The sequence below is a fragment of the Anatilimnocola aggregata genome, from assembly GCF_007747655.1.
In the GTDB taxonomy this organism is placed as follows: domain Bacteria; phylum Planctomycetota; class Planctomycetia; order Pirellulales; family Pirellulaceae; genus Anatilimnocola; species Anatilimnocola aggregata.
Genome location: NZ_CP036274.1, coordinates 3,723,919 through 3,749,268 on the forward strand (window position 1 = coordinate 3,723,919; position 25,350 = coordinate 3,749,268).

General features: G+C 58.0%; 17 protein-coding genes. 11 read left to right on the forward strand and 6 right to left on the reverse strand.

The annotated features are described in order from the left end of the window. Positions 1-105: 105 nt before the first annotated feature. On the reverse strand, positions 106-2,358 hold the full coding sequence (locus ETAA8_RS14250) for a serine/threonine protein kinase (RefSeq protein WP_145089229.1): 2,253 nt from the start codon (positions 2,356-2,358) through the stop codon (positions 106-108). A gap of 135 nt (positions 2,359-2,493) precedes the next feature. Here ETAA8_RS14250 and ETAA8_RS14255 point away from each other — a divergent pair, with 135 nt between their 5' ends. Beyond that, a complete protein-coding gene (locus tag ETAA8_RS14255) occupies positions 2,494-3,666 on the forward strand; it encodes an amidohydrolase family protein (RefSeq protein WP_238397767.1) in 1,173 nt (390 codons plus the stop codon). A gap of 287 nt (positions 3,667-3,953) precedes the next feature. Beyond that, positions 3,954-4,379 carry a hypothetical protein gene (locus ETAA8_RS14260; RefSeq protein ID WP_145089235.1) on the forward strand — a complete coding sequence of 142 codons (426 nt, stop codon included), beginning with the start codon at positions 3,954-3,956 and terminating at the stop codon, positions 4,377-4,379. Between the two features lie 15 nt (positions 4,380-4,394). Here ETAA8_RS14260 and ETAA8_RS14265 read toward each other — a convergent pair whose 3' ends face one another. Both ETAA8_RS14265 and ETAA8_RS14270 read right to left on the reverse strand, forming a co-directional pair. Next, entirely contained in the window at positions 4,395-5,228 is an 834-nt protein-coding gene (locus ETAA8_RS14265; RefSeq protein WP_145089237.1) for an endonuclease, read from the reverse strand. Between the two features lie 16 nt (positions 5,229-5,244). Continuing rightward, on the reverse strand, positions 5,245-6,075 hold the full coding sequence (locus ETAA8_RS14270) for an alpha/beta hydrolase (protein ID WP_145089240.1): 831 nt from the start codon (positions 6,073-6,075) through the stop codon (positions 5,245-5,247). Between the two features lie 240 nt (positions 6,076-6,315). Between ETAA8_RS14270 and ETAA8_RS14275 the strand changes: the two genes are divergently transcribed. The 6 genes from ETAA8_RS14275 to ETAA8_RS14300 all read left to right on the forward strand — a co-directional run bounded on the left by ETAA8_RS14275 (position 6,316) and on the right by ETAA8_RS14300 (position 14,252). Beyond that, complete coding sequence (locus ETAA8_RS14275; RefSeq protein ID WP_145089243.1) at positions 6,316-6,837, forward strand: RNA polymerase sigma factor; 522 nt, start codon at positions 6,316-6,318, stop codon at positions 6,835-6,837. After that, positions 6,834-9,098, forward strand: a complete 2,265-nt coding sequence (locus tag ETAA8_RS14280) for a DUF1549 domain-containing protein (RefSeq protein ID WP_202921830.1) — start codon at positions 6,834-6,836, stop codon at positions 9,096-9,098. Before ETAA8_RS14275 ends, ETAA8_RS14280 begins: the two co-directional genes overlap by 4 nt. Before the next feature lie 380 nt (positions 9,099-9,478). Then, a complete protein-coding gene (locus ETAA8_RS14285; protein ID WP_202921831.1) occupies positions 9,479-10,390 on the forward strand; it encodes a DNA-methyltransferase in 912 nt (303 codons plus the stop codon). Positions 10,391-10,536: 146 nt separating this feature from the next. Then, positions 10,537-11,604: a hypothetical protein gene (locus ETAA8_RS14290; protein ID WP_145089249.1), complete on the forward strand. Its 1,068-nt coding sequence runs from the start codon at positions 10,537-10,539 to the stop codon at positions 11,602-11,604. Between the two features lie 48 nt (positions 11,605-11,652). Further along, positions 11,653-12,942 (forward strand): phosphopyruvate hydratase, encoded by a 1,290-nt coding sequence (eno, locus tag ETAA8_RS14295; RefSeq protein ID WP_145089251.1) that lies wholly within the window; start codon positions 11,653-11,655, stop codon positions 12,940-12,942. Between the two features lie 563 nt (positions 12,943-13,505). Continuing rightward, positions 13,506-14,252, forward strand: a complete 747-nt coding sequence (locus tag ETAA8_RS14300; protein WP_145089253.1) for a gamma-glutamyl-gamma-aminobutyrate hydrolase family protein — start codon at positions 13,506-13,508, stop codon at positions 14,250-14,252. 139 nt (positions 14,253-14,391) lie between these two features. Here ETAA8_RS14300 and ETAA8_RS14305 read toward each other — a convergent pair whose 3' ends face one another. Beyond that, positions 14,392-15,681, reverse strand: coding sequence for a PDZ domain-containing protein (locus tag ETAA8_RS14305; RefSeq protein ID WP_202921832.1), 1,290 nt, complete (start codon positions 15,679-15,681; stop codon positions 14,392-14,394). A 346-nt stretch (positions 15,682-16,027) separates the two neighbouring features. On the opposite strand from ETAA8_RS14305, the gene ETAA8_RS14310 reads away from it, so the two are divergent. Both ETAA8_RS14310 and ETAA8_RS14315 read left to right on the forward strand, forming a co-directional pair. Further along, positions 16,028-17,329, forward strand: coding sequence for a sulfatase family protein (locus ETAA8_RS14310; protein ID WP_145089258.1), 1,302 nt, complete (start codon positions 16,028-16,030; stop codon positions 17,327-17,329). Between the two features lie 114 nt (positions 17,330-17,443). After that, positions 17,444-18,490: a ferrochelatase gene (locus tag ETAA8_RS14315; protein ID WP_145089261.1), complete on the forward strand. Its 1,047-nt coding sequence runs from the start codon at positions 17,444-17,446 to the stop codon at positions 18,488-18,490. Positions 18,491-18,493: 3 nt separating this feature from the next. Here the strand turns inward: ETAA8_RS14315 and uvrA are convergent, their stop codons facing one another. Together uvrA and ETAA8_RS14325 are read right to left on the reverse strand one after the other, a co-directional pair. Then, positions 18,494-21,397 (reverse strand): excinuclease ABC subunit UvrA, encoded by a 2,904-nt coding sequence (uvrA, locus tag ETAA8_RS14320; protein ID WP_145089264.1) that lies wholly within the window; start codon positions 21,395-21,397, stop codon positions 18,494-18,496. A gap of 204 nt (positions 21,398-21,601) precedes the next feature. After that, entirely contained in the window at positions 21,602-22,711 is a 1,110-nt protein-coding gene (locus tag ETAA8_RS14325; RefSeq protein ID WP_145089267.1) for a hypothetical protein, read from the reverse strand. A 1,412-nt stretch (positions 22,712-24,123) separates the two neighbouring features. Here ETAA8_RS14325 and ETAA8_RS14330 point away from each other — a divergent pair. Further along, entirely contained in the window at positions 24,124-25,347 is a 1,224-nt protein-coding gene (locus ETAA8_RS14330) for an outer membrane protein assembly factor BamB family protein (protein WP_145089270.1), read from the forward strand. Positions 25,348-25,350: the final 3 nt, after the last annotated feature.

Below are 25,350 nucleotides of genomic sequence, written 5' to 3' on the forward strand. Positions count from 1 at the left end.
GACGAGGTTCGTCTTGCTTCACTCCGGTTGAGCGCTCGTTCGCTGAGGTCTGACTGTCAGTTGGCAGTCAGACCTCGCGTATTTTCTTGGCAATTGTTCGGCGCATTATTTGCGCCGGTTACGCAGCGTTTGAGCCAGCGTTTGCACGTCTTGCAGCGGGGTTGATTGCGTCGAACCAGAGGATGAACTGCGGATCGATGGTCGCTGTTCGCGGAACTGGCGAATGACGAACCACCAGAGGCCGATGCTTAGCACCACAATCGAGGCTAAGGCGATGAGGGCTTCGCGCAGCAGACGATTGCCCAACTGCTGCACCGGGCCGATCACAAACCGATAGTCCTCCTGCATCAGGACGATCAAGCCCGATTCGGCCTGCGAGGCATCCGGTAGTTTGACCGGCGCAGCCACGCCAATCCAGGGACGATCAAATCCCTTCTCCTTGCCCAGCGGATGGTCGCCGAGCGGGTCATGATAGGTGCCGCGTTCCGTACCAGGAACTGCTTCGCCGCGCATGATTTCGCCCGGCACGCGACGGGCGAATACATCGGCTGGCAACCGCACCTTGTCGTGTCGCAGCAGGTCGTATAGCGGATGGTGGAGAACGGTCCCTGCCGATTCACCCTTGCGCCCGTCGATCAGCACGGGGAAGTGATCGACTTCAACGATCTTCTCTTCACCGGCCTGCTTTTGGCTGGCTACTAATTCGAGATCGCTGAGGTTGACGGTGAGAACCAGCACACCAATAAACTTTTTGTCGTTATCCAAGAGCGGCGTGGAAACGGCGACCTTCCACCGCTGAGTGGATGAGCTTTGAAACACGCTCGATAGATTTGTCTGCTCGATGTGTTTGGCATTGGGACTGGCGCGGGGAAACTCCGGCAACTCGACAGCATCGCCCGAAAAGTAAGATCGGTGGGCGACATTCTTACCGATGCTGCGCGAGACGGCATCTTCGTCGAAGACGACTGCCAACTGCGTGCCGAAGGCATCGGTCACGAACATGCTCGCAAATTTAGGGGCCCGCGCATCTTTTTCCGCTGCTGCCTGATAAGCCCGGAAGCGTTTGTCGAGATACTCGTTCAGATCCGAACGAACTTTCTCGTTCAAAAACTTTGGCCGGGCTTCATTCAGGTCGGCATCGGTAACTTGGGGGTTGTTTAACTTCGGCAGCCACATACTCTGCTGCAGTACGGGAGCCAGATGCGCATGCAGTTCTTCGCGGTTGGCTTCCTGGCGGCAAATATCGAAATAGTTCGCGATCTTGACGGTCACCTTTTCGGCTGCCAACTGAGCGGCGAAGTCGTTGTTGTCGACTGCCCGGCTACGGGCCATTTCTTCGGTATCGCGCAGGGCCTGCTCGTAGCCACGAAAGCCGAACAGTGTCATCGCCGAGAGCAGAATGAGCGGCCCGGCAAAGCCCAATACCAGCATCGGCCGCCGCGATCGACTCTTTTCGCGCGCGGTCAGTGCATCGAGCACTTCTTGGATGTTGGCAAAGCGATCTTGGGGATGCGGCGCGAGGCAGCGGTCGATGATCTCGGCCAGCGCGCGATCCATACCTGTCACCCGGCGATGTTCAGTGGGCAACGGGGCCGTTGTGATTAGTCGGCGATAGCGGGCCAGGCGATCGGCCAGGTCGCCGGCCGTGTCGATGTGCGAGACAGAGTCGTCGTTGCGATGCGGAGGCAAACCAACCAGCAGGCAGTACAGAATGGCTCCCATTGCGTAGACATCCCACCGCACGTCGGGGACGGCTTGCAGGTCGGCCTGTTCGGGGGCCATATAAAACAGCGTACCGAGCGCGGGGCGCTGCTCGTGCGATAGCCGCGACTGACCAAAATCGGCGAGTCGCGGGCGATTATCGGCGTCGAGCAGGATGTTCGCGGGCTTAAGGTCGCAGTGGAGCACCCCTTTGCCGTGGGCATGGGCGAGGCCAGTGCAAATTTCTTTCCACAGGTCGACGGCGTCGGTAATGCCGAGCGTCCCTTCGCGCCGCAGCATTTCATCGAGCGAGCCGTTCTCGATGTACTCCATCACATAGTACGGCGGGTCGGCATCCCAGCCCACATCGAGCAACTGGACGACGTAACGATCGGCCGAGAGAAAGACCAGCTTCTCGACCTCGCGCGATAGCAGAGACCAATCGACGCTGCGGCGATGGGCATAGAACTTGATCGCGACTCGGCGGCCCGTGTTTTGATCGAGGCCGACCCAGACTTCGCCATACGCGCCGGTGCCCAGCAGTCGTTGGGCTTCGTAACCCGGGGCCTGCGTCGGAGGCTGCGTGCTCCGCAGGCTCAAGTCGCGCGAGCGCTGTTTATCGTCGTCGGACTGTTGCTCGGTAACGTCGGCACTCATGCGGTCACATCGGCAAGTGGCGGAGAGTAGGTTATGGTAACACAGGTTCCGCAGGTTGGGGCGGGGGCGGAGTCGGGAGGCGGGAGTCAGAGGACAGAGGGCGGTCAAATGCGATGTTGTTGGTTGGTGGTGGCGATGCAGCTGTTATTGGTAAGTGAAGTGCTTGCGCAGGAGAAGGCGGAAGAGGCACCAGTGTTGGATGGTCGCGAAGGGCGGCAATTGTTGCTGGAGAATTTTCGGCCGCAGTCGATGCTGAAAGTGCCAGCGACAAAACTAGCGGGGGCAAAGTATCCCGCGATTGATATTCACTCGCACTTTCGCATTCGCCTGCGTCACTCGGCAGAGCAACTCGAGGCCTTTGTGCAGGTGATGGATCGGCAGCGAATTGCCGTGTGCGTCAGTCTCGATGGCCAGTTGGGTGAGAACATCGACGAACATGTGAAGTATTTACTCACCAAGTATCCCGATCGGTTTGCGATGTTCGCGAATCTCGATTGGCAAGGGACTGGCAAGGTCGATCAGCCCGCGACTTGGGACTGCAATCGCCCCGATTTTGCGCGGCGAATGGCCGGGCAATTGGCCGATGCGAAAACGCGGGGCTGTTGCGGGCTGAAGATTTTTAAGTCGTTTGGGCTCGAATATAAAAACGCAGATGGTTCGCTGGTGAAGATCGACGATCCGCGGTTCGATCCCATCTGGCAAGCGTGTGGCGAGTTGGGCTTTCCGGTGATTATTCACGTTGCCGATCCCGCAGCATTCTTCTTGCCGATCGACGAGAAGAATGAGCGCTGGGAAGAGTTGCATCGCCGGCCCGAATGGAGTTTTTACGGCCCACAGTTCCCGCCGCGCGAGGAGTTGCTCGCAGCCTTTCATCGAGTGGTGGGACGACATCCCCAAACGAAGTTTATTGGCGCTCATCTCGATGGCGATGCGGAGAATCTCCAGGCCGTCGCCAGGGCGCTCGACGAGCATCCGAACCTCTATGTCGAACTGGCTTCGCGAATTGCCGAGCTCGGCCGACAGCCCTACTCAGCCCGCAAGTTTTTAGTGAAGTACCAGGATCGCGTCTTGCTTGGTACCGATGGCCCCTGGCCGGAAGAACGCTTGAAGTTGTATTGGCGATTTTTGGAAACCGAAGACGAGTATTTTCCCTACTCGGAGAAAGAGTTTCCGCCGCAAGGGCTGTGGCAGATTTATGGAGTCTATTTGCCGGATGAAGTACTGCGGAAGATCTACTTTGAAAACGCGCTCAAGTTACTGCCGAGTGTGCAAGCCAGGTATGCGCGGGCCGCGGCTGCATTTAAGTGATTGAGGGGCAATTGTTGTAAGCAACAACAGAAGACGATTCCCGTAAAAGAAGAATGGCATGAGGCCACGGAGATTGGCTATACTCCTCCCCACAGAGATGGTTGGCTGCTCACGACAATTCAATAGCAATGGAACGGGCTATGTCGGTTTCCAGCGAGAAGATTTCTGTCGCATGTCCGCAATGCAACAAACGACTGTCGGTACCCGCCGGAACTCTCGGCAAAAAAGCGCGCTGCCCGAGTTGTCAAACCGTCTTCTTGCTAGAGCCAGTGTACGACGCTGAGGTCGTGTCCACTCCGCCTCCCATGCAATCGCCAGCGCTCGCGCCCCTCTCGCCTTTGAACGCCCCTGCCAGTGGCTTTGGCGGCAATCCTTGGGGTACACCTCCCGCGTCTTCTCCTTACGGCAGCGATGCGTACGAGCCCGACTATCAACTGCAAGCTGCGCCACCCACACCGGTTTCGAATTATCCGCCGCCGCAGTTTTCGCAAATGCCAATGAACACCAGCGGCTATTCAAGCACGCAGTACAAACGACAATCGCGGGGCTTTAGTAGTACCGCGCTCGGTGGCATGGCGATGATGGCCCTCGCCGTGGTGTGGTTTTTTGGGGGCCTGGCCGTGGGTGTGATATTTATCTATCCACCAATCATGTTTGTCATCGGCTTCTGCTCGATGATTGGCGGCCTCTTTGGTGGTGGTGGAGATGATTAGTTGTTGCCAGGCGTACTAAGGCTTCGCCGGTACCGCGAACAGAATCTCCTTCTTCGCGCGATTGATTCCAACCAACCCGCCGGTGACGGGATCGTGAGCGATCCCCTGCCCTGTGAACGGTGCCTTCTCTTGGGCGATGAATTCCAACTCCGTTGATTTCTTATCAGCCGCCGGGACTTGTAGGCGATAGAGCACGCCATGATCGTGATCGGTGACGAGGAGCGTGTCTTTGTGCCACACGCCGCCCGAGATGCTGGCGCTGCCGATTTGGTTGATGACCACGTCGGGATAGGTCCAGCGCCCGGTTTCGTTCCACTTGTCATCGAAGCGGACGAGAAATGTCTCCTGGTTGGTGCTGCCATAGCGGGCGAAGTTGCACCACCAATGTTCGCCCCGTTGGATGGCCCACGTTAAACTCCCACCGAAATTGCCGAAGTCTTTGAAGACGGCGATCTCCATGCTCGCAGGATCGAGCAGCATGATTTCGCTCTGCTCAGGCTTGAGCGGGTAGTTGGAGTGAGCGCAATACAACTTTCCCTCATGGAAAAAGCCGCTATTTAGGTGCTTGACCACGATCTTGGCGGTGCTTGTGGCAACTCGCTGGTCTGTTTTTCGGTCGTACTTAGCAATTTTGCTGTTGGTGATCGCGTAAGCATATTTCTCATCTGCCGCTGCTGCCTGATGAGCTTCGGGAGCAGCGATCGATTTTGTTTGCTCCCAGGCGGGACCTTGCTTGGTGCTTTCCGCTGGCTCCAGTCCGTGCGCGCCAGCAGGTAAGAAGCTGGCAGTCACGAGCGCGCATAGTGGCAACATCAACGCGATGGCCACGACGGCGAAATGCTTTTGCATCGGGGACGACCTTGCGTTACTTGAGCAAGTGTTTCTTAAAGAAGGCCATCACGGTCGGACGCAGGTCTTGCTGCTTGGGTTGCAGGTGGAAGGTGTGCGGCGCCCCTTCAATGATGACAAGTTCCTGTTCGATCCCCGCAGCTTTGACGGCTTCGGAAAGTTTTTCAGAAGTCGCGACAGGAACCGTCGTGTCCTTGGTGCCGTGCATGATCAGAAACGGTGGATCGTTCTTATCGAGGTATTTGGTAATGGCCGTCGCACCGTCCTGATCGCCGCGGACGGCAATTGGCCCGTACAAATCGACAACACAGCGCACTTGAGTCGAGACATCGCCCCACGGCGCTTTCGGATCGAGCCCATCTTTCTCCTGCGTCACGGCAATCAGCGACGACAAGTGTCCGCCGGCGCTGCCGCCGATGACGCCAATTCGGTCGGGGTCGATGCCGTACTTCTCGGCATTCACACGCAGCCAGCGAACTGCTGTTTTGCAGTCGTGCAAATTCTGCGGCCAGGCACCCATCGCGTTCCCCCGTTCGCCCAGTTTGTAGTCGATGCTGAACCCGACCATGCCATGTTCGGTCAGCGTCTTGCCGATGTTCTGTTCGCGCCCCGCACGTTTGCTGCCACCAGTCCAACCGCCGCCATGAATGATGAGAACTGCAGGAGATTTGGTGCCGGGCTTGCGCTCGGCAGGAAGGTAGAGGTCGCCGGTCTCTTGGCGGTCTTTGCCTAGGTAGGGAATATCTTTCTCGACCTGGGGCGATTGAGCGCTGGAGACTGATGACGCGACGCTCACCAACGCGAAAGTGGCGAGGCCGCTAAGCAGCGACAGGAACAGGGTTCGCATGCGGGAACTCCGGGAGTTGGGCGAGGTATGTCCCGCGGATTGTAACCCCTGCCCCGCAGACTGCTAGTATTTCCCGTGAAAACTGTACTCCGCCAGACTCGGAAAAGGACCGCGGGGCCAGTACCATGTAAGATGACTTCCGGAAGTGACTTAAGGCGATGCCACCCTTATGGGGGTGGTCTCGTTGCTGGCTGAACGAGTTGAGTACTTTCCCCCTCTTCAAGCGTTTCACTATTGGCAATGAAGTCTGCACCTATCCCTGTCGCGACTGGATTCGACCCAGTCCGCCTGATAGAAACCTATCAGGTGGGGATTTGGCGCTATTTGCGGGCCCTTGGTTGTGATGCCGCCCAGGCAGAAGACCTGACGCAAGAGACTTTTTTGGCCGCCCTGCAGCGTCCGTTCCAAGACATAAACGCTTCAGCCACATCAGCTTACCTCCGCAAGATTGCCTTGAATTTATATATCTCCTACCGCCGTCGCAGTGGCAAAGTGACGGCTGTTGAGAATGTAGAAGAGTTGGATCGAACCTGGTCGACTTGGGCCGGGGACGACGAGGGGGAGAACGCCCTCGACCTGTTACGAGACTGCCTAAAAGGCCTGACCCCGCGGGCCCAGAGATCGCTCGAGATGCGATTTCGCGATCAAAAGTCGCGCACCGATATCGCTGAAGAATTACAGATCACCCCTGATGGAGCCAAAAACTTGATGCAACGTGCGAAGCAACAACTTCGCGAATGCATCGAGAGCAAACTGAAATGACCCCTGACCGCGACGACCACTTGCTCGATGGCTGCCTGGACGAAGTCCTGGGTGGGCGCACGCCCCCAGATCTGACCGCGCGCATCATGCAAGCTTGGGCCATGCGTAGGCAGTCGGGAGTTGAGGGGAATCTGCACGAGCTGAATGGTCATTTGCCGCAGCTCCCTGGTCCGCCAATTGAGACCTTGCCGCTGGAAATTGCTCCGCGCGAGATCACTGCCCAGAGTGCTGTCCCCACGGCTGTGGTGCGGGCAATTACTCCTCCGCCACCGCCGGCCAGCGACTTTGCTCCCGTTCGCCGCGCAACAGTTCATCGTCCGCGTAGTCGCACGGCAGCCTGGCCTTGGTTCGCGGCTGCCTGCCTGGCGGGAATCGGTGCTGCCGTCGCGCTGTTCACCAGTTCGGAGTGGAATACTGGCCCGGGGCCGGTGGTTGTGAAGCCGCAGCCGAAGCCGAGCGTGCCAAATGGTGTCGCGCAAAATCACAATGTCCCTGCTCCTGTAATTGCAACGAAGCCCGCGCCCAAGCTGCCGAGTAAGAAGGACGATACCTTCAAGCCGGCGCCGCAAATTGTGGAGGCGATGCCCGATAAGCGGCCCCTTCGTCCGGCACCCGTTCCAGGTGAATTACCCCAGGAGAAACAGCCCCCAGTTGCTGCGGTCAACGTGCATGAATTGGTGAACAAGACCTACGACCGCGCGATCAGCGATGCGGAAGTAGTGTCGTTCATCAATACGTCCCTCACACAGTCGTGGAAGGACAACAACGTTCAGCCGTCCCCTGCTGCCAGTGACGAAGAGTGGTGCCGCCGGGCGTTCATTCGCTTACTGGGCCGCATTCCGACCGTCGACGAAGTCCGCAAGTTTGCCGGCGATAAGAACCGCGACAAACGTGATCGTCTGGTGACGCAGTTGACGGACGGCGAGCAATATGCCGAGCAATTCAATGCTCACTGGGCCGGTGTTTGGTCGAACTTGCTCATCGGTCGCACGATGGGGCAAGAGTCCGAAAAGATCGCCAGCCGTGCGGGGCTGGAACAGTACCTGCGGCAATCGCTGGCAGCGAAGAAGCCCTACTATCAACTCGTTTACGAACTGCTGACCGCAGAAGGTTCCGCTCAGCCCGGCAGTGCCGATTACAACGGGGCAGTCAACTTCCTGGTCGCTTCGCTGGGGCAGGATGCCACGCTGGCAACCGCTCGCACTTCGCGGCTGTTCCTCGGGCAGCAACTGCAATGTGCGCAGTGCCACCAACATCCGACGAACGACTGGGGCCAGCATCAATACTGGGCCTTGAATGCGTTTTTGCGGCAAGCCAAGGTCGAGCAAGTGGCCGGTGTCACGCGGCTGACGAATCAGGATTTTGTCGATAAGAAAAATGTCACGACCGAAGGGGAGGTTTACTTCGAGTTGCCCAACGGCACCATTCGCGCCACAGGCCCGGCCTTCGTTGATGGGAAGAAGATTCCCGCCAGCGGTCGCCTGGACGAAGTCAATCGTCGCGAGGAACTTGCCAAGTTAGTGGTGACTTCGCCCCAGTTCAGCCCCGCTCTCGTGAATCGTCTGTGGTCGCATTACTTCGGCTATGGCTTCACCCGCCCTGTCGATGACATTGGCCCGAGCAATCAGCCCTCGCATCCCGAACTGCTCAGTCGCCTGTCGGAGCAGTTTGCTGCTCATAACTATGACGTCCGCAAGTTGATGAAGTGGATGGTACTGAGTGACGCCTTCGGCCGCTCAAGCCGGATCACGCCGCAGAATGTGGCCGATGCTCCGGACGCTGGTGGCGCGCCGCTGTTCAGCCACTATTACATGCGGCAACTGCAAGCAGAGGAAGCTTATAATTCGCTGCTGATCGCTGCCGACCTGCGGAAGAAGTCGGCCAATCAAAAGGATCTGGAAAACGCCCGGATCGATTGGCTGGCCCAGTTCCAGCGGCCGATGGGTACCGACGACAACGAAGAAGAAACGCATTTCAACGGTGCCGTCCGGCAGTCGCTCATCATGATGAACGGCGACCTGATGCGTCGTGCCGTGAGCAGTGGCGAGGGAAGTCTGATCAAACACTTGCAGCAGAGCAATCTCAAGCAAGAAGAGAAGGTCGAGCACTTGTTCCTGGCCGCGCTCTCGCGCCAGCCCAACAAGCGGGAACTGGAAGCAGTGAAAAAGATCGCTGCCCAACATCCCGACAATCCAGCCGCCGTGCTCGAAGACATCTGGTGGGCCCTGTTGAACAGCAACGAGTTCATTCTCGATCATTAAGCCGTGGCATTCCACTTTTCCTGAGCCGGAAGCGTCAGCGCCCGGAGAGTTCCCCGCTCCTGATAGCAGGGTCGCATGACTCGCTGGCTATTGACAGCCACGTATTACGGCACCTGGCTCCCCGGTGACAAACGCGGCTCCGCACAGCGGAACGTAGGTCTTCATCGCCGCCCCAATCGGGTGGTGTTGAAAAATCGGGGGTGAATTGATTATAAGAGTCGCGAGTTCTTCGTAAACGGCAAGCAAAGACTCATAACAATTGCCTGAGTTTTTCAACAAACACGTGCGAAAACGTTGGCCACGCCCGGTGGACAAAGGGAGGGCGTCACGCGAAAGTGAGCAGACTTCCGATCGCCCACTAGCTCGCTGAATCGCCTTCCATGCCCCAGGATAAACTTGCCACCGATTCTGCGCCCGCGGTGAAGTCCAATGCAGTGAAACTGAATACGGTCCACAGTGGCGATTCACTAAGCGTGCTGAGCAAGTGGCCGAGTGAGTTTGTCGATTGCGTGGTCACGAGCCCGCCTTACTATCAGCAGCGGGACTATCACGGGCAGAAGAAGCAAGTCGGCCGCGAAGAGTCGCCTCAACATTACGTCGAACGGTTGAAGAGGCTCTTCGCCGAGGTTCGTCGAGTGCTCAAAAGCACCGGTTCGTTGTGGCTGGTGATTGGCGACAAGTACGAAGAGGGAGCCCAACTGGGGTTGCCGTGGCGGGTCGCTTTGGCATTGGTCGATGAAGGGTGGATCTTGCGCAGCGACTGCATCTGGCATAAGCCCAACGCCATGCCCTCGAGCACCAAGACGCGGCCAACCACCGACCACGAGTACATTTTTCTACTGACCAAATCGGCCGACTACTTTTACAACGCCGATGCGGTTCGCGAGCCGCACGTTACGTTCACCGAGAAGAGCAAAATGAAGGGTGGACGCGGCCATTTTGGCAAGCGCGGCGGTACGCCCGAAGTGGGCAAGAACGCCGGCGACACCAACCTGCACAATGGCCGGTGGGATCAGGCTTTTCATCCGCTGGGGCGCAACAAGCGAACCGTCTGGTCGATTCCGCTATCGAAGTTTCGCGGGGCACACTTTGCTGTTTTTCCGGAGTCGCTCGTCCGGACTTGCTTGCTGGCCAGTTGCCCGGCCAATGGCGTGGTGCTCGATCCGTTTCTCGGCAGCGGCACGACGGCGGTTGTCGCCCAAGAGTTGGGGCATTCGTACCTGGGGATCGACGTCGCGCCCGAGTACTGCAAACTGGCCCGCGAGCGACTGAAACAAGCGCGGCTGTTTTAACGTACGACGATCGAGCACTGCCCATGAGCAACGGCAGTTGGATTTTGCTACGATGCGGCAAGAACGCTCCTCGTCGGAAATCTTGTCATAAGACGTTCGCACTGCTTCGTTCCACCTGCTCTGGCGAATTTGCAGGAGTCACCCGCATGGCCTTCCAGATCGGCAAGTTTATCGTGCGCGGAGAACTGCGCAACTTAAGGCGGAACTGCGTGCATGGCTGGTTGGACTTCGGGAACGACGAAGGGATTCGCGTCGAGATCACAGGGAACATGAGTGGCGAGTTAGCAGGCAAGATTGTGCGGTTCGCTTCCGGATTACCGGACGAAGGAGTGCAGGAACCGGCCGATGAGCGCGAGGCGCTCGATGCGTTGCAGTTTCAGCAGATTGGCGTGGCGGAAAGAATGGATCTGAGTGGTGAAGGCGCGGAGCGGCTGTTGCACTTGGAATGGTTCAGCCAGGATGGCCACCTGGTAATTGAATTAGTGAATCCAACAATCGTCTACGTCGATGAAGAGGCGGAAAAGCAAGCGGAAGCCGACAAACGCGAGGCAGCTGGCGAGGAAGACACGCCCCGCTTCGATGACATTCCCTTTGGTGGCGAAGCCGATCGAGATGATCCGGATGATCCGTACCAACTATTTCCCGCCGATCTCGAATCTCAGCTGCGGGAATCTACTGGGGGCGAGAAGCTTGCGGAGCCTGCCGCTGCAGAGTTTGAAAGTGACGAGTTCGAAACTGATTCCAGTACCGAGTTGGAAGCGCTGGTCGATGCAGAACTTTTTCCGCCAGAGAAACCGAAGTCGCGGCCTTGGGATGAAGTGATTCCGGGTATCGATGAGAAGACCAAGCAGATGTACGAGCAGTGGGACGAGGTCTTCGACGGCGAGAAGGATGAACCGATTGCCACAATGTTCGATCCTCCCTTGCTGCTGAAGTCGCCAGCTGAAATTGCGGACGATGCCGAGGCAGACCCGTATCTGAAAACGTTACTTGCGCGGCTGGCGCTTCATTGTGTTGCCATCGACGTGTGCGAGCACTTTGGCCCGTTGCAGACTTATCGCTGGCTGCTGGAAGAGATTTTGCCCGAAGCGCAGATCCATCCCAATTTAAAACCGACCGGATTTATACGACACTACGCGACGTATGAATCGTGCCCGCAATGCGACGCTGAGTTCGAAGAGCGGTGGGAACGTGAACACAAAGACGATTCGTAATTGCGACCTGATTTTTCCGATCCGCAGACCTGTTGAGATAGCCCCTTCATGACGATTATTCAGAGAGTTTATGCCCGCGAAGTTCTCGATAGCCGGGGCAAGCCCACCGTCGAAGCAGAGGTGCACTTGTCCGGGGGTGCGATGGGTTCGGCGATTGTTCCGTCGGGGGCCAGCACAGGCTCCGCCGAAGCGTGTGAGCTGCGCGATGAAGACCCCGCCTATTACGACGGGCAGGGAACGCTGCTCGCGGTCAAGAATGTGAATCATTTGCTGGGGCCGGCAATTGTGGGGATGCGGGCCGAAGAGCAAATGTCGTTAGACGAACGGCTGATCGAAATTGACGGCACGCCGAACAAATCGCAACTCGGCGCCAATGCGATTCTGGCGGTTTCCCTTGCCGCCGCGCAAGCAGCGGCCGTAGCGTGGCAGGTTCCGCTGTTTCGCTACTTGAATGGGCACTACAACACGGTCGCCCAGAAGCTGTCGCGCGGTTCGTTTGTCAGCGTTGCTCCGCGCATGCCGCTGCCAATGACGAACATGATCTCTGGCGGCAAGCACGCCGGTGGCAATCTCGATTTTCAAGACATCCTGGTTATGCCGCACGCTGCGAGTCACTATGCCGTCGGGCTGGAATGGATTGTGCGCATCTATCGTCGCTTGGGAACGCTCCTGAATCGTGCCGGCTACGAAGGTTATCTGGTTGGTGATGAAGGGGGCTACGGGCCGCGTTTGCCCGGCAATCGCGAGGCAGTCGAGTTTGTGGTGCGGGCCATCGAACTGGCGGGACTTAAGCCTGGCGAGCAAGTGTCGATTGCCATCGATGTGGCCGCTTCGCACTTTTATCGCGACGGCGCTTATCAATTGGCTGCCGAGCAAGGAAAGAAACTGACGAGTAGCGAAATGGTCGATCGGCTCGAACAGTGGATGAATGCCTTTCCGATTACGAGCATCGAAGATGGCCTGGCCGAAGAAGACTGGAATGGCTGGCAAGAGTTGACGAAGCGTTTAGGTGGCCGCGCTCACATCGTGGGGGATGATTTATTCGCCACGAATCCCCAGCGAATCAACAAAGGGCGCGACCTGCAGGCCGCGAATGCGGTGCTCATCAAGATGAATCAAATCGGCACACTCAGCGAAACGCTGGAGGCCGTGGCGCTGACCAAGCGCGCGGGCTTTGCGGCGGTAGTGAGCGCGCGCAGTGGGGAGTCGGAAGATACGTTCATGTCCGATCTGGCAGTGGCTGTCGCAGCTGACCGCATCAAGATTGGTTCGATCGCGCGGAGCGAACGGCTGGCGAAATACAATCGCTTGCTGCGCATCGGCGAAATGCTTCGATAAGCAAACCTGAACGAGGCAATTCTGCAAATCGTAATGCGAAGTTCACGAACAATTTGCGGCCCTAATGCAGCAGGTTCAGAACGAGCGAGAAAAGTGCCAAAATGACGCGAAAACTAGTGAACAAATCGCCACCATGGCGCGCGATAGCATAGAAGTGCTAGCACAATGCGTTGCGATAGCGTGAAGGCCAGCGCGCAAGATCGGCGAATTCGATTGTCGGTAGGGAAATGCTCTTTACACTCTGAATCATCGATCACAGGGTTGTGATTGAGACTCAGCCTACGGATTGGCTGATGCCACACGATAAGGAGATCGCAGACACCGCTTCGGGACGAACGGTGCGAAAGATAAACAGGCTCGCCTCATCTAGGAGGTGAACGTCAGGGACTGACACGACGCACTTCTCTCCATTGCGTCGGGTTGCTCAAGACAACAAGACATCGTTACGTAACGGTGCGCCTATTTTCTTTTCGTTCAGCCCAGTGGTGCGACTGATCCGCATGGTTGCGGAATTGGTGCAGTCCCGGCCCAGCCGGGTGTTTTCTACCGAAAGGAAATCGTTCATGTCGAAGAAGCCCCTCATTGGTTTGAATGCAGATTACCGGCCTGCGCAAAAGGCTGGCCCCGCGCTGACCTACGTGCCAGCAGGTTACTACAACGCCATTCAAGCTGCCGGTGGCATTCCTGTCATCCTGCCCCCGCTGGAAGATGAAGACGACATTGCAACTGCTCTCGATCGCCTGGATGGTTTTGTCATGGTGGGTGGTGGCGACCTCGACCCACGTCGCGACGGCTATCAACTGCACAGCAGCGTCAAGCTGATGGATGCCCGCCGCGAAGACTTCGATCGTACGCTCATGAAGCTCATCGCCGACCGCCGCCTGCCCGTCTTCGGCATCGGTTCAGGCATGCAGCTGCTCAACATCTCGCAAGGCGGAAACCTCTACCTGCACATTCCGGAAGAGTTGCCAGATGCCCTGCCCCACCGCGATCCGCAAGATCCCGAGCATCGCCACGGCCTCAATATCGTCTTCGGCACTCTGATGGAGCGGGTCTATGGCGATGGCGAAATCCGCGTCAACAGCACGCATCACATGTGCGTCGATGAAGTCGCCAAGGGCTTCAGCGTCACGGCTCGCTGCCCCGATGGCGTGGTTGAAGCGATCGAAAGCAACATCGAAGACTGGTTTGCCATCGGCACTCAGTTCCACCCCGAAGCTGACTCGGCCTCGGCGCTCGATGTGCGCATCTTCGAAGAATTCATCACTGGCGTGCAAGCTCGCTGCGGCCAGTTGAAAATGGTTGCCTAGGGAAACAGGAAGTTGTTGCCATGGATGGCACTTCAACAAAAACATCCGCGACGAACTAGTCGCCGCGGATGTCTTCTACTGCTCGATGCTGCTTGGGCATCGAGCCGTTTAAGATTTAGTCGCAGAAAGCGCTAACAGCTTACTGCTTGTTGCGGGGGAACAAACCGGGTCGCGGAGCTGGGCTGCCAGCCGGTCGCGGTGCCGGCGCGGGAGCAGGCGCCACTGCTGGGGCTGGGGCCGGAATAACGGCTGGCGGATTTACCGCAGGTACAGCTGGCGCGGGAATCGTAGCTTCGACGCCACCTTGCACCCTCGGAGCCGGAACAGCCCGGTTATCGCGACGGTCGTCAATTCGCTCTTCGCGGCGGTCGAGCCGGTCGTCACGCCGATCTTCTGCATCGAAGTTAGGACGCAGGGCATTGCGGCGTTCGCTGCGAGCTTCAAACCGCGGCACATCCACTTCGTAGGTCCGCGTGTTCTGACCGCGACTGACCTGCACTTGCACGTTGCCGACATCGACACCGGTCAGTCGTTGCACCAGATTCTGAACACCCGTCACGCGTTGATCGCCAAGCGAGACAATGACGTCGCCAGCCCGAATGCCAGCATAATAAGCGGGCGAACGAGGAATGACACGCCAGACCACAATGCGGTCGGTATAGCGATCGTCGATCACCACGCCGAAGTTTTCGAGCGGATCATTGTCGACGTAAGCCAATTCGTCGATGAACAGATTGGGTTCGACGACGACGACTTCTTCGCGTCCGTCACGCATCACGATAACCTTGACTTGTTGGTCCCGTACATCGTCGGCAAAGATGTAAGAAACAAAGTCAGCTTCGGTGGCGACCTTGCGACCATTCACCGAAATCACGCGGTCCCCTTCGCGCAGGCCGAGTTTGCTGATCGCACCTTGGCTGGCGATATCGGCGATCACGAGGCCATTGTTCAGGTTGCGGTTGAACCACAGGCCGAAGTCGGCCGGGCGAGTGCCATCGGCACGAAAGCTGGCACGTACGGCGCGAGCATCGCGAACAGTGTCACGTGTATTCTCGCGAGCATCGCGGACGTTGTCGCGAACGGCGTCCCGAGTGTCACGGACCGCTTCGCGGCCGTCACGCACGGTGTCGCGGGTTTCTTCGCGAGTTGTATTGCGTGGATCGCGAGCATCGCGCGATAAATCGCGGGCTGGATCCCGTGGGTCGCGTGGATCTTTCACGGTGTTCTTGGTGTCGCGGACCGCTTCGCGAGCATCGCGGGTCGTATCGCGCACTTCTTCTCGCGCGTCCTTCACTGCTTCGCGAGCATCTTTAGCCGGTGGGGGGACGTTCTGGGCGTTCGCTGGAGAGGTGTAAAGTGCAGCGCTCAGCAAAGCAGCGGGTACAACGGCGGACAGTGTTTTGAGCCAGGTGCTCAAGGTGGTGGACATAGGGTTACTCCATACAGTGATTCGAAGTTGCCACAGACGTTCTGCAGCGCGGCGTTGAAGCCCCAAATAGCACGCGGTGTGCCTAAAATGCCCCAGCCCGCGGTCCCGCATGGGGTTCCTTGAGTGAAACGCGTCAGATTTGCGTACTTGGCAGAAAAATGCCGAGAAAGTTCGCTGCCCTCGCGACGCGATGATAGTCAGTCAGCCAGATCGTATGAACGTCGCGCGGCCAAATTGAACGCGCGGTGCGCACGTGCACAGGTCGCTGGTAACTTGTTCATCGGGAGGTAAGAATATGGCCGGATACGCCATTTACCCGCGCTCTCCCGCTGGACAAAGAATCATCATGCGAAAATCAATCCACCTGCTTCGATTCGTTTTCCTTTATCTCAGTCTCGTCGCAATTTCCTTGGCCGCGGTGAAAAGCGAAGCACAGGAAATACCTGCCAAGGCACCGCCCAATGTGGTGATTATTCTCTCCGACGATCAGGCTTGGACCGATTACGGCTTCGTGGGACACAAGCAGATTCAAACGCCAGCCATCGATCAACTAGCGAAAGAAAGTCTTACTTTCACACGCGGCTATGTTCCTTCCAGTTTGTGCCGTCCTAGTTTGATGACGCTCATCACCGGGCAGTATCCCCATCAGCACGGGATCAGCGGCAACGATCCGCCGAAAGGTACCGACCGCCGGGAGATGCTCAAGCATGTGCGGCGGGCCGAGACGCTGCCGAAGTTGTTGGGCAAGGCTGGCTACACTAGTTTTCAGTGCGGCAAATGGTGGGAGGGGAATCATGCCGAGGGTGGCTTCACCGCTGGCATGACGCATGGCGATCCGGCCAAGGGTGGTCGTCATGGAGACGTGGGTTTGAAGATTGGCCGCGAAGGCTTGCAGCCAATCGCCGACTTTTTGGACGCCAACGGCGAGAAGCCATTTTTTCTCTGGTACGCACCACTGCTGCCCCACTCGCCCCATACTCCGCCAGAGCGACTGCTGGCTAAGTACCGCGACAAGACCGAGTCGCTCCACATCGCCAAGTACTGGGCCATGTGCGAGTGGTGGGATGAAAGTGTGGGCGAGTTGCTGGCCATGCTCGACAAGCGGAAGCTGAGCGACAACACAATCGTCGTCTATCTGGCCGATAATGGTTGGCTGCAGGATCCCGCTTCGCCCAAGTATGCTCCCCGCAGTAAGCGGTCGCCCAATGAAGGTGGCATTCGTACGCCAATCATGGTCCGCTGGCCGGCGAAGATCAAACCGAGTAACAGTGACGTCGCGGTCAGCAGCATCGATTTGGCTCCGACCATTCTGGCAGCCTGTGGCGTCGCCATTCCGGCCGACCTGCCGGGCTTGAGCCTAATGCCTGAGAACCAGAGCAAGGTAGCGGCCAGAGAATATCTGTTTGGAGAAATCTTTGAGCACGACGTGGCTGACATCGATCGCCCCGCAGCCGGCCTGATGTATCGCTGGGTGCTGGAGGCCGGACCCGGTGACGATCGTTACAAGCTCATTGTTTCTGCCGATGGCAGAGCGAGCCAGCTTTACAACATTGCCCGTGACCCAACCGAGGAAAAAGATCTCGCTACGGCTGACCCCGAGCGTGTGGCGAAGCTCCAAAAGAAACTGGATGCCTGGTGGAAGCCCTAGTTCGAACGTAGCGGGCTAAGAAAAACTCGGCTCGCTTGCCTTCGTGCTAAAGTGGAAGGCTGTTCACCGCGCAACACCTTCCTCCTGACCTCTAGCCTTTGCACTCTGCTCAACATGACTTACGACGCTCTTTTGCTGGTTTCTTTTGGCGGCCCTGAAGGGCCCGACGATGTGCTGCCGTTCTTGGAGAACGTGCTGCGGGGCAAAAATGTGCCGCGCGAGCGGATGCTGGCCGTGGCCGAGCATTATCAGCACTTTGGCGGGGTGAGCCCGATCAACGAGCAGAACCGCGCGCTTTTGGCCGCTATGAAGAATGATCTCAGCCAGCATGGCGTTGACTTGCCCATTTACTGGGGCAATCGAAACTGGCATCCCCTGCTGGCCGATACGCTCGCACAGATGAAGCAGGATGGCGTGCAGCACGCGCTCGCGTTTTTTACTTCGGGTTTTAGTTCCTACAGCGGCTGCCGGCAGTATCGCGAAAACATCGGCGTCGCGCAGCAGACGGTGGGCGAAGGTGCCCCAGCTGTCGACAAACTACGTGTTTTCTTCAATCACCCGGGATTCATCGAGCCGATGATCGAGCGCGTGCGCGACGCCTTCGCGCAGATTCCTGAAGAGCGCCGCAGCAAGGCCGTACTCTTATTCACGGCGCACAGTATTCCCCTCTCGATGGCGACCAACTGCAAGTACGAAACACACTTTGCCGAGGCATCGCGGCTAATTGCCGAAGGGGTGAACCATCCGCAGCATCGGCTGGTCTATCAAAGTCGCAGCGGGCCGGCGAACCAACCTTGGCTTGAGCCGGACGTGGGCGATGTGCTGAAAGAACTGGCGGTAACGGGTGACGTGCGCGACGTGGTCGTGGTTCCGGTCGGCTTCATATCCGATCACATGGAGGTGATGTTCGATCTCGACTACGAAGCCAAGCACCTGGCAGATGAACTTGGTCTGAATCTCGTGCGCGCGGGAACGGTGGGGACTCATCCACGGTTCGTTGCCATGATACGCGAGTTGATTCAAGAGCGAATCAGCGATGCCCCGAAGTTGGCCATTGGCACACTCGGGCCTAGCCATGACGTTTGTCCGGCCGACTGCTGCAAGTACGAACCGCGCCGGCCGATGCCGCCAGCCGCCGAGTCGCGCCCCACGGCCTGCTGAGCTTTAGTGCTTGAGCAGGGGCTTCAAGAACTTGCCGGTGAGGTTTTCCGGCAGCGACGCCAGTTGTTCGGGGGTACCGGCAAACATAATCTGCCCCCCCCCGTCGCCACCATCGGGGCCTAAATCGATGAGCCAATCGGCCGACTTGATTACGTCGAGATTGTGCTCGATCACCAGCACTGTGTTGCCGCGATCGACCAATTTCTGCAGCACGCCCAAGAGCAAGCGAATATCGTCGAAGTGTAGGCCGGTCGTCGGTTCATCGAGCAAGTAGAACGTGCGACCCGTTTCCGCGCGAGCCAATTCCGTCGCGAGTTTCACCCGCTGGGCTTCGCCACCCGAGAGTGTCGTGCTGGGCTGACCTAGTTTCAAGTAACCAAGGCCGACGTCGCACAGGCTCACGAGCGTCCGTTCGATGTGCGAGAAGTTTTCGAAGAAGCCGACCGCCTCGTCGATCGACATCTCCAGAATCTCAGCAATGTTTTTGCCACGATACAGGACTTGCAACGTCTGGGCATTGAAGCGTTGGCCGCTGCAAGTTGGGCAAGGGACGAAAATGTCAGGAAGGAAATTCATCTCGATTCGCTGCAAGCCTTGCCCCTGGCAGGTTTCGCAGCGGCCGCCAGCAACATTGAAGCTGAAACGGTTCGGGGCGTAGCCAAGTTGCCGGGCTTCCTTCGTGGTCGCGAAGACTTTGCGAATCTCATCCCATAAGCCAGTGTAGGTCGCAGCATTGCTACGCGGCGAACGACCAAGCCCGCGTTGATCAATTTCGATTACCTTGTCGATCAGTTCGGTTCCCACCAGCGACGCATGTGCTGCGGGTTTGGGTGCGACGCCCCCCAGCTTGCGAATGAGGGCCGGCGCGAGCGTTTCGTTAATGAGCGAACTCTTCCCAGAACCGCTGACGCCGGTCACAGCAATCAACAGTCCCAGCGGAATGGTTGCGGTGACATTCTGCAGGTTATTCGCAGTGCAACCGGCAATCGTGATGGCTCGCGCCAGGTCAGCTGTTCGCCGGTTCGTGGGCACCGCGATCGTTTGGCGACCGCTCAAGTAAGCACCGGTGAGAGACAGCGGGTCCGCAGCCACTTCTGCCGGTGTTCCCGCGGCGATCACTTTGCCACCCTGGCTTCCCGCGCCGGGACCAATGTCAATCAGCCAGTCGGCCGCGTGCATCATCGCTTCGTCATGTTCGACGACCAGCACGGTGCTGCCGTTGGTTTGCAAATCGCGAAGGGCTGCGATCAGGCGATCGTTATCGCGCGAGTGGAGCCCAATCGACGGTTCATCGAGAATGTACAAGATGCCGGCCAGTCCCGCGCCGATGCCGGTGGCCAAACGCACGCGCTGAAACTCACCACCGCTGAGTGAATCGCTCGAGCGCGCGAGAGTGAGATAGCCCAGGCCGACTTGCTGCAAGAATCCCAGCCTGCTCCGAATCTCTTGCAAGATGGGTTTGGCAATTTGCTGGTCGTGCCCCGCGTAGTGCAAGCCCTGAAAAAACGCCGCCGCGGCGTAGATCGACTGCTGCGTAATTTCGTGAATCGTCTTGCCCGCCACACGTACACCGAGCGCTTCGCGCCGCAAGCGCGAGCCGCCACATTCCTGACAACTGATCTGTCCGCGATAGGCTTCGAGTTGTTCGCGGCGGGCTTCGTCGGTTGCAGTGGCCAACTCTTGTTCGAGCAGCGTCATGAGCCCTACAAAGCGATCGGTCTTCTCGGCCGGTTCACCATACAGAAGTTGCGTAAAGAAGCTTTCGGTGAAATCAGACCAATTGGCGTCCTTTGCTTTGTCGTGCTCGGTCAAGAATGCTTCCAGGCTCGCGCGCGACTTCTTCACGGTGGCCGATCGAAGGCCCGCCCAGGGGGCGACCACTCCGCTGGCGAGCGACAGTCCGCGAATGGGGACGACCAAATCGGGATCGAACTGATTCAAATGCCCCAGCCCTTCGCACTTGGGGCAAGCGCCGTAGGGACTGTTGAAACTGAAGGTGCGGGGTTCAATCTCGGCGAGATTGACCTGGCAATTCGGGCACGCATATTTCGTGCTGAAGAGGCGATCGGTCCACAAACCTTCCGTCGTTGTGCCGGTCGTGCGGGCTTGTTTTTCCTGCTCGGGATCGAGATAGCAGGCCACGAGCGCGCCGTCGCCGTGCCGGGCTGCTAATTGCAGCGACTCGGCCAGGCGCGAGTTTACTCCTGGGCGAACGACGATCCGGTCGACGACCGCTTCAATCGTGTGGGCCTTGCGCGCATCAAGCTGAGGCGCTGCATCGAGTTCACACAACTGGCCATCGATCCTTGCGCGCACCAGTCCTGCTTTGCGCACCGTGGCGAGCGCTTCGGCATGCTGCCCTTTGCGACCGCGCACGATCGGCGCAAGGATCAAGAGCTTCGTACCTTCGGCCAGCGAGAGGAGTGCTTCTTGAATTTGATCGAGCGATTGATGCCGCACCGGCTCGCCACATTGATGACAGCTGACGTCGCCGAGGCGAGCCATCAGCAGTCGCAGATAATCGTAGATCTCGGTGTTGGTGGCCACCGTGCTGCGCGGGTTTTGATTTCCCGGGCGCTGATCGATGCAGATCGTCGGCTGCAAGCCATCGATCGAATCGACATCCGGCCGCTGCAGTTGCGTGAGGAATTGCCGCGAGTAGACGCTCAGGCTTTCGATGTATTGCCGCTGTCCTTCGGCGTATACGGTGTCGAATGCCAGACTGCTTTTGCCCGAACCGCTGGGGCCAGTGATCACCACCAGCTTGCCGTGCGGAATATCGAGGTCGACATTTTGCAGGTTGTGCGTTCGCGCGCCGCGAATCGAAATCGCGGAGTACTCGGAACCAGCGGCGAGCGCAAGTGCCTCGCCGGTCGAAATAGAAGAGCTGGAGTTCTGGCTGGGCATCGGTAGGTGCTTGGTCGAGGGGGACGTTTACGCACCATGTATGCTACCGGCTGAGCGCTCCAGGGACAGGGGACCAGTGACAAGGGGATTGCGACGTTTTCTGAAGTAGCTGAATTCGCCAGAATTCAGGCTTGATGGCGGACTGAATTCTCGCGAATTCAGCTACGCGATAGTCCGCGCGGGACCAATCAACACGCGCGGCAACTACCGCCCGGCCAGCGGCTGCACTTGATTCGACACTGGTGGTTTGGCCGCTTGCTGCGTTGCTTGTTGCCAGCCCGAATACGCAGCCAACTCTTGGCGGGCAGTCACGTAGTCGTTCGCTGCGGTCCGTACGACGGCGGGGAGCTTGCCGGGCACGTTCGAAAGCGAAGGTAAGTAGAGGATCCGTTCGAGCCAATCGTGCGGCACTTGCGGATCGTTGTCGCCGACGAACAGCGGCGCGAGTCCGCGACCAAAGGGCAGCTGCGGCCGGTTGGTGAGCTCTTCGATGTTTTGCCGGGCCGTGATTCGCAGGTTCGCTTCTGCGCGGGCGAATTCGAAGGCAGTCTGCTGAGCCTGAACGTCGCCGGCGACATAGAGCGGCACGAGAAAATCTCGCTGACCGACGCGCTGGGCATTTTGTCCCCGCACGCGCCCTTCGGCCAGGCAGCGCACATGCAAGTAGTCGGCGCGCCAGTTGGCCGGGACTTTCCAAATCACGCTGACTGTCGTCGCTCCTTCGAGCAATTGGCGGTCGGTCGTGTGCAACTTGAAGTAAGCGCCCGTGCCACGAAAGACAGTGCCGCTGGCGACCACGGTCTCGAGCGCGGGGAGGCGTTCGAACTTGCGGCTGGCATTTTCTTTTTGTCCTTGCCCAAGATGCGCGGCGGCGCCCGTCAGGTTTTGATAATTGCCAGTGATATCGAGGCCGAAGTTCGTCGAGTCTTCGCGACCTTCGTTCACCGACACATTGCCGGCGACGCTCGTATCGCGCGCCGAGCGAGGCAGGTAGTCCTGCACGATCATCGTCCTCTGCATGCTCTGCACTTGAAACACGAACTGCGTCACATCCCGTTCGTTGCCGGCAACAACCAGCGACGAGATGTCGAGTCGCGACTCGACCAGCTTTTCGTGACCCAGCGTGGGCGAAGGAGGGAGCGGGAGTTCGCGGACGGCAATCGAGTACGGAGCATCGAATTGCACGCGCGGCGGCTGAACCGTTTGCGCTTGCGCTGCTGGCGTGCCGAAGCTGAACACTTCGCACAGGCCGAGACCGCCGACCACGAGCGACCAGAGACCGACGACTGGCCGAGAAACTTTACCCGCTACCATGGCTGCACACTCCTGCTTGAGGACTGTACCTGGGCCATCATGGGCAAAGACCGCGAGCGCTAATTGAAGCGACCTCGCAGCGGCTCCCTCCTGGAGCAAACAGGCAATTGAATTGCGAATTGCGAACAGATGCTTGCAAAAGCATGTCGCCCACCAGCCAGCTGACCTCCGCTGGCTTGGCCTCAATTGGTGAGGACTTCGAACGAGCGACTGCCGATTCTACGCAGCCACCCTTGGATTGGTTGGCGACGGGTGAATACTAGCCACCGGTTGCAGCAAAGCAAATTTGTCCACCGCAGGCAAACTGTGCGGGCGAGTGAAGTTGCAGAGGTTGTGATAGTGATTGTAGCTAGCTGGGTGCTGGCAGGAGACGTAGATCGGGCGGAGCAGAAAGGCCCGGGTAGAACGGGCCGAGTCGATGTCGTCAGAATTCGGTGTTTCGTCCAGCATGATTGGGAACCTCTCGCGCGACTCGAACTGCCGTACCAAAAAATCGTGCGAGGGGAAATTGAGAGCAACCGTTCCTCGCAGCGGAACGCGATATCAGAATTGCTCCCTCGCTCACGCGTCGGTCTAGGTAGGAAATTTATCCTGCCGGCGTATATGGCTACAAAATCGTTCGGCCCGTGACCAACCTAGTCAACGGCCGCGCATCTTGGTTGTGGGTGCGCTCTCTGGCAATTTGGAAGTAAACGCGTGAATCATGCGCGGGTTGTCGTGAAATGGTAGTAATCACATAGATATGAAATTATTGGAAAGATAATGGAAATCGATTGGCGACGGTTGTCAAGTTCGGTAAGGACTTAGGAAGAGCGGAAAGTCCGCAACTGGTTGCAAGTGAACTGTTTGCGAGATTGCGGAAACTTTGCGATTTGCTTGCGATAGTGGAAATTTCCTGATTCGTGGTCGACGGCCAAGCGAGAGCGGCTGATTGCTGGTGGTGGATTGATGGAAGCGACTTCGAGAATGAGGCAGCTGCAAGGGATGGCTTGGCGCGCGGACCGCAGAAGGGGGTGTCCAACAATTGGGTCCATTGTTGGACAGCGACGTGCGTAACTCGCGGGTTTGCGAGGGATCAGTGTTCAACAATGAGGGTAATTGTTGGACGTTTAGGTTGAAATTAGTTATTGGAAATCGATTGGAGTTGTATTCGGGTAAACGTAAGGAGTGGAGGCACTCATGGGCGTCGTAAATGCCTGTCAGTCAGGTCGTTGCAAGCTGCTGGAAGCTTCGCGCACTGGTTGGGGATTGTGGAAATTTCCTGAAAGCACTGTCGCGATATTCTGGCAAGTGTCAGAGTGTTTGTCAGAGAAATTAGGTGAATGCGGACAATATGTTTTGGCAACGTGCAGGGGACATGGTAAACAAGAGCCCGCTTCCCCCCTCCGCATTCTCACCACCTGGAGATTGCCATGCTAAGGCTCCTACCGCTCGTTGTTGCTCTGCTTGCCCTTCCCTCACCACTGGCACTTGCCGATTGGCCCGCCTGGCGCGGCCCGACCGGGCAAGGTTTTAGTGACGACAAGAATGTGCCGCTCACCTGGAGCGATACCGAAAACGTGAAGTGGAAAATTGAACTTGCTCACCAGGGGAATTCCACGCCCGTCATTTGGGGCGACAAGATTTTTATGACCCAGGCCGACAAGGACGGCAAGACGCGGAGTTTGATCTGCTTCGCCCGCGATGGCGGCAAGCTGTTGTGGCAGAAGGATGTGACGTACGAAGAAAAGGAGCGGAACTGGAACCCCAACTGGTACTGCAATGCGTCGCCAATGACCGATGGCCAGCGCGTGGTGGTTAGCTTTGGTTCGGCGGGGGTCTATTGCTATGACTTCGATGGCAAAGAGCTTTGGAAGCGAACCGACCTGGGGAAGTGGGAACATGCCTTCGGCAATGCTGCCTCTCCGGTGCTGTACAACGACCTGGCGATTCAATGGTGCGGGCCCAACGACAAGGGTCGCAACTTTCTGCTGGCGATGAACAAGCAGACTGGCGAGACGGTATGGGAAGTCGACGAAAAGAATGGCTCGTGGGGAACACCTTTGATCGCCAAGATCGATGGCAAGGACCAACTGCTGCTTTCGACGGTGCCGCACTTGAAGGGATTCGAACCGCAGACCGGCAAGGAACTCTGGTTCTGCGAAGGGCTGAACAAGTACGTCTATACTTCGCCCTTGTATGGCAACGGGCACGCCATCGCAATGTCGGGCTACACCGGCGCTGGGTTTGGAGTCAAGCTTGGCGGCTCGGGAGACATCACCGCTGACCGGCTCTGGTTGCATCCGGTCAACATTCAGCGTGTCGGCTCAGGCATGTTGATTGGCGATCACGTTTATATGGTGGAAGAAAACACCGTGCCGCACTGCTACGACGTGAAGACGGGCGAAGAAGTTTGGAATGTCGGCAAGCGACCCGGCGGCACGACGTGGGGCTCGATGGTTTGTGCCGAAGGGAGGCTGTACATCCTGATGCGCGACGGTTCGACGCTGGTGCTGGCGGCGAACCCCAAGTACGAAGTGCTGGCGACGAACTCGCTCGGCAAGGGAGAGCAGACGAATTCATCGGTGGCGATTTCGAACGGCGAGATCTTCTTGCGAACGTTCAAGCATCTCTATTGCATTGCCAAGCCGAAGTAGCGG

Coding starts and splice junctions, on each gene's coding strand:
- ETAA8_RS14275 (WP_145089243.1), top strand. CDS start 6,316: ATGAAGTCTGCACCTATCCCTGTCGCGACTGGATTCGACCCAGTCCGC.
- ETAA8_RS14315 (WP_145089261.1), top strand. CDS start 17,444: ATGACTTACGACGCTCTTTTGCTGGTTTCTTTTGGCGGCCCTGAAGGG.
- eno (WP_145089251.1), top strand. CDS start 11,653: ATGACGATTATTCAGAGAGTTTATGCCCGCGAAGTTCTCGATAGCCGG.
- ETAA8_RS14290 (WP_145089249.1), top strand. CDS start 10,537: ATGGCCTTCCAGATCGGCAAGTTTATCGTGCGCGGAGAACTGCGCAAC.
- ETAA8_RS14300 (WP_145089253.1), top strand. CDS start 13,506: ATGTCGAAGAAGCCCCTCATTGGTTTGAATGCAGATTACCGGCCTGCG.
- ETAA8_RS14310 (WP_145089258.1), top strand. CDS start 16,028: ATGCGAAAATCAATCCACCTGCTTCGATTCGTTTTCCTTTATCTCAGT.
- ETAA8_RS14270 (WP_145089240.1), bottom strand. CDS start 6,075: ATGCGAACCCTGTTCCTGTCGCTGCTTAGCGGCCTCGCCACTTTCGCG.
- ETAA8_RS14255 (WP_238397767.1), top strand. CDS start 2,494: ATGCAGCTGTTATTGGTAAGTGAAGTGCTTGCGCAGGAGAAGGCGGAA.
- ETAA8_RS14285 (WP_202921831.1), top strand. CDS start 9,479: ATGCCCCAGGATAAACTTGCCACCGATTCTGCGCCCGCGGTGAAGTCC.
- ETAA8_RS14265 (WP_145089237.1), bottom strand. CDS start 5,228: ATGCAAAAGCATTTCGCCGTCGTGGCCATCGCGTTGATGTTGCCACTA.
- ETAA8_RS14250 (WP_145089229.1), bottom strand. CDS start 2,358: ATGAGTGCCGACGTTACCGAGCAACAGTCCGACGACGATAAACAGCGC.
- ETAA8_RS14305 (WP_202921832.1), bottom strand. CDS start 15,681: ATGTCCACCACCTTGAGCACCTGGCTCAAAACACTGTCCGCCGTTGTA.
- ETAA8_RS14330 (WP_145089270.1), top strand. CDS start 24,124: ATGCTAAGGCTCCTACCGCTCGTTGTTGCTCTGCTTGCCCTTCCCTCA.
- ETAA8_RS14280 (WP_202921830.1), top strand. CDS start 6,834: ATGACCCCTGACCGCGACGACCACTTGCTCGATGGCTGCCTGGACGAA.
- ETAA8_RS14325 (WP_145089267.1), bottom strand. CDS start 22,711: ATGGTAGCGGGTAAAGTTTCTCGGCCAGTCGTCGGTCTCTGGTCGCTC.
- uvrA (WP_145089264.1), bottom strand. CDS start 21,397: ATGCCCAGCCAGAACTCCAGCTCTTCTATTTCGACCGGCGAGGCACTT.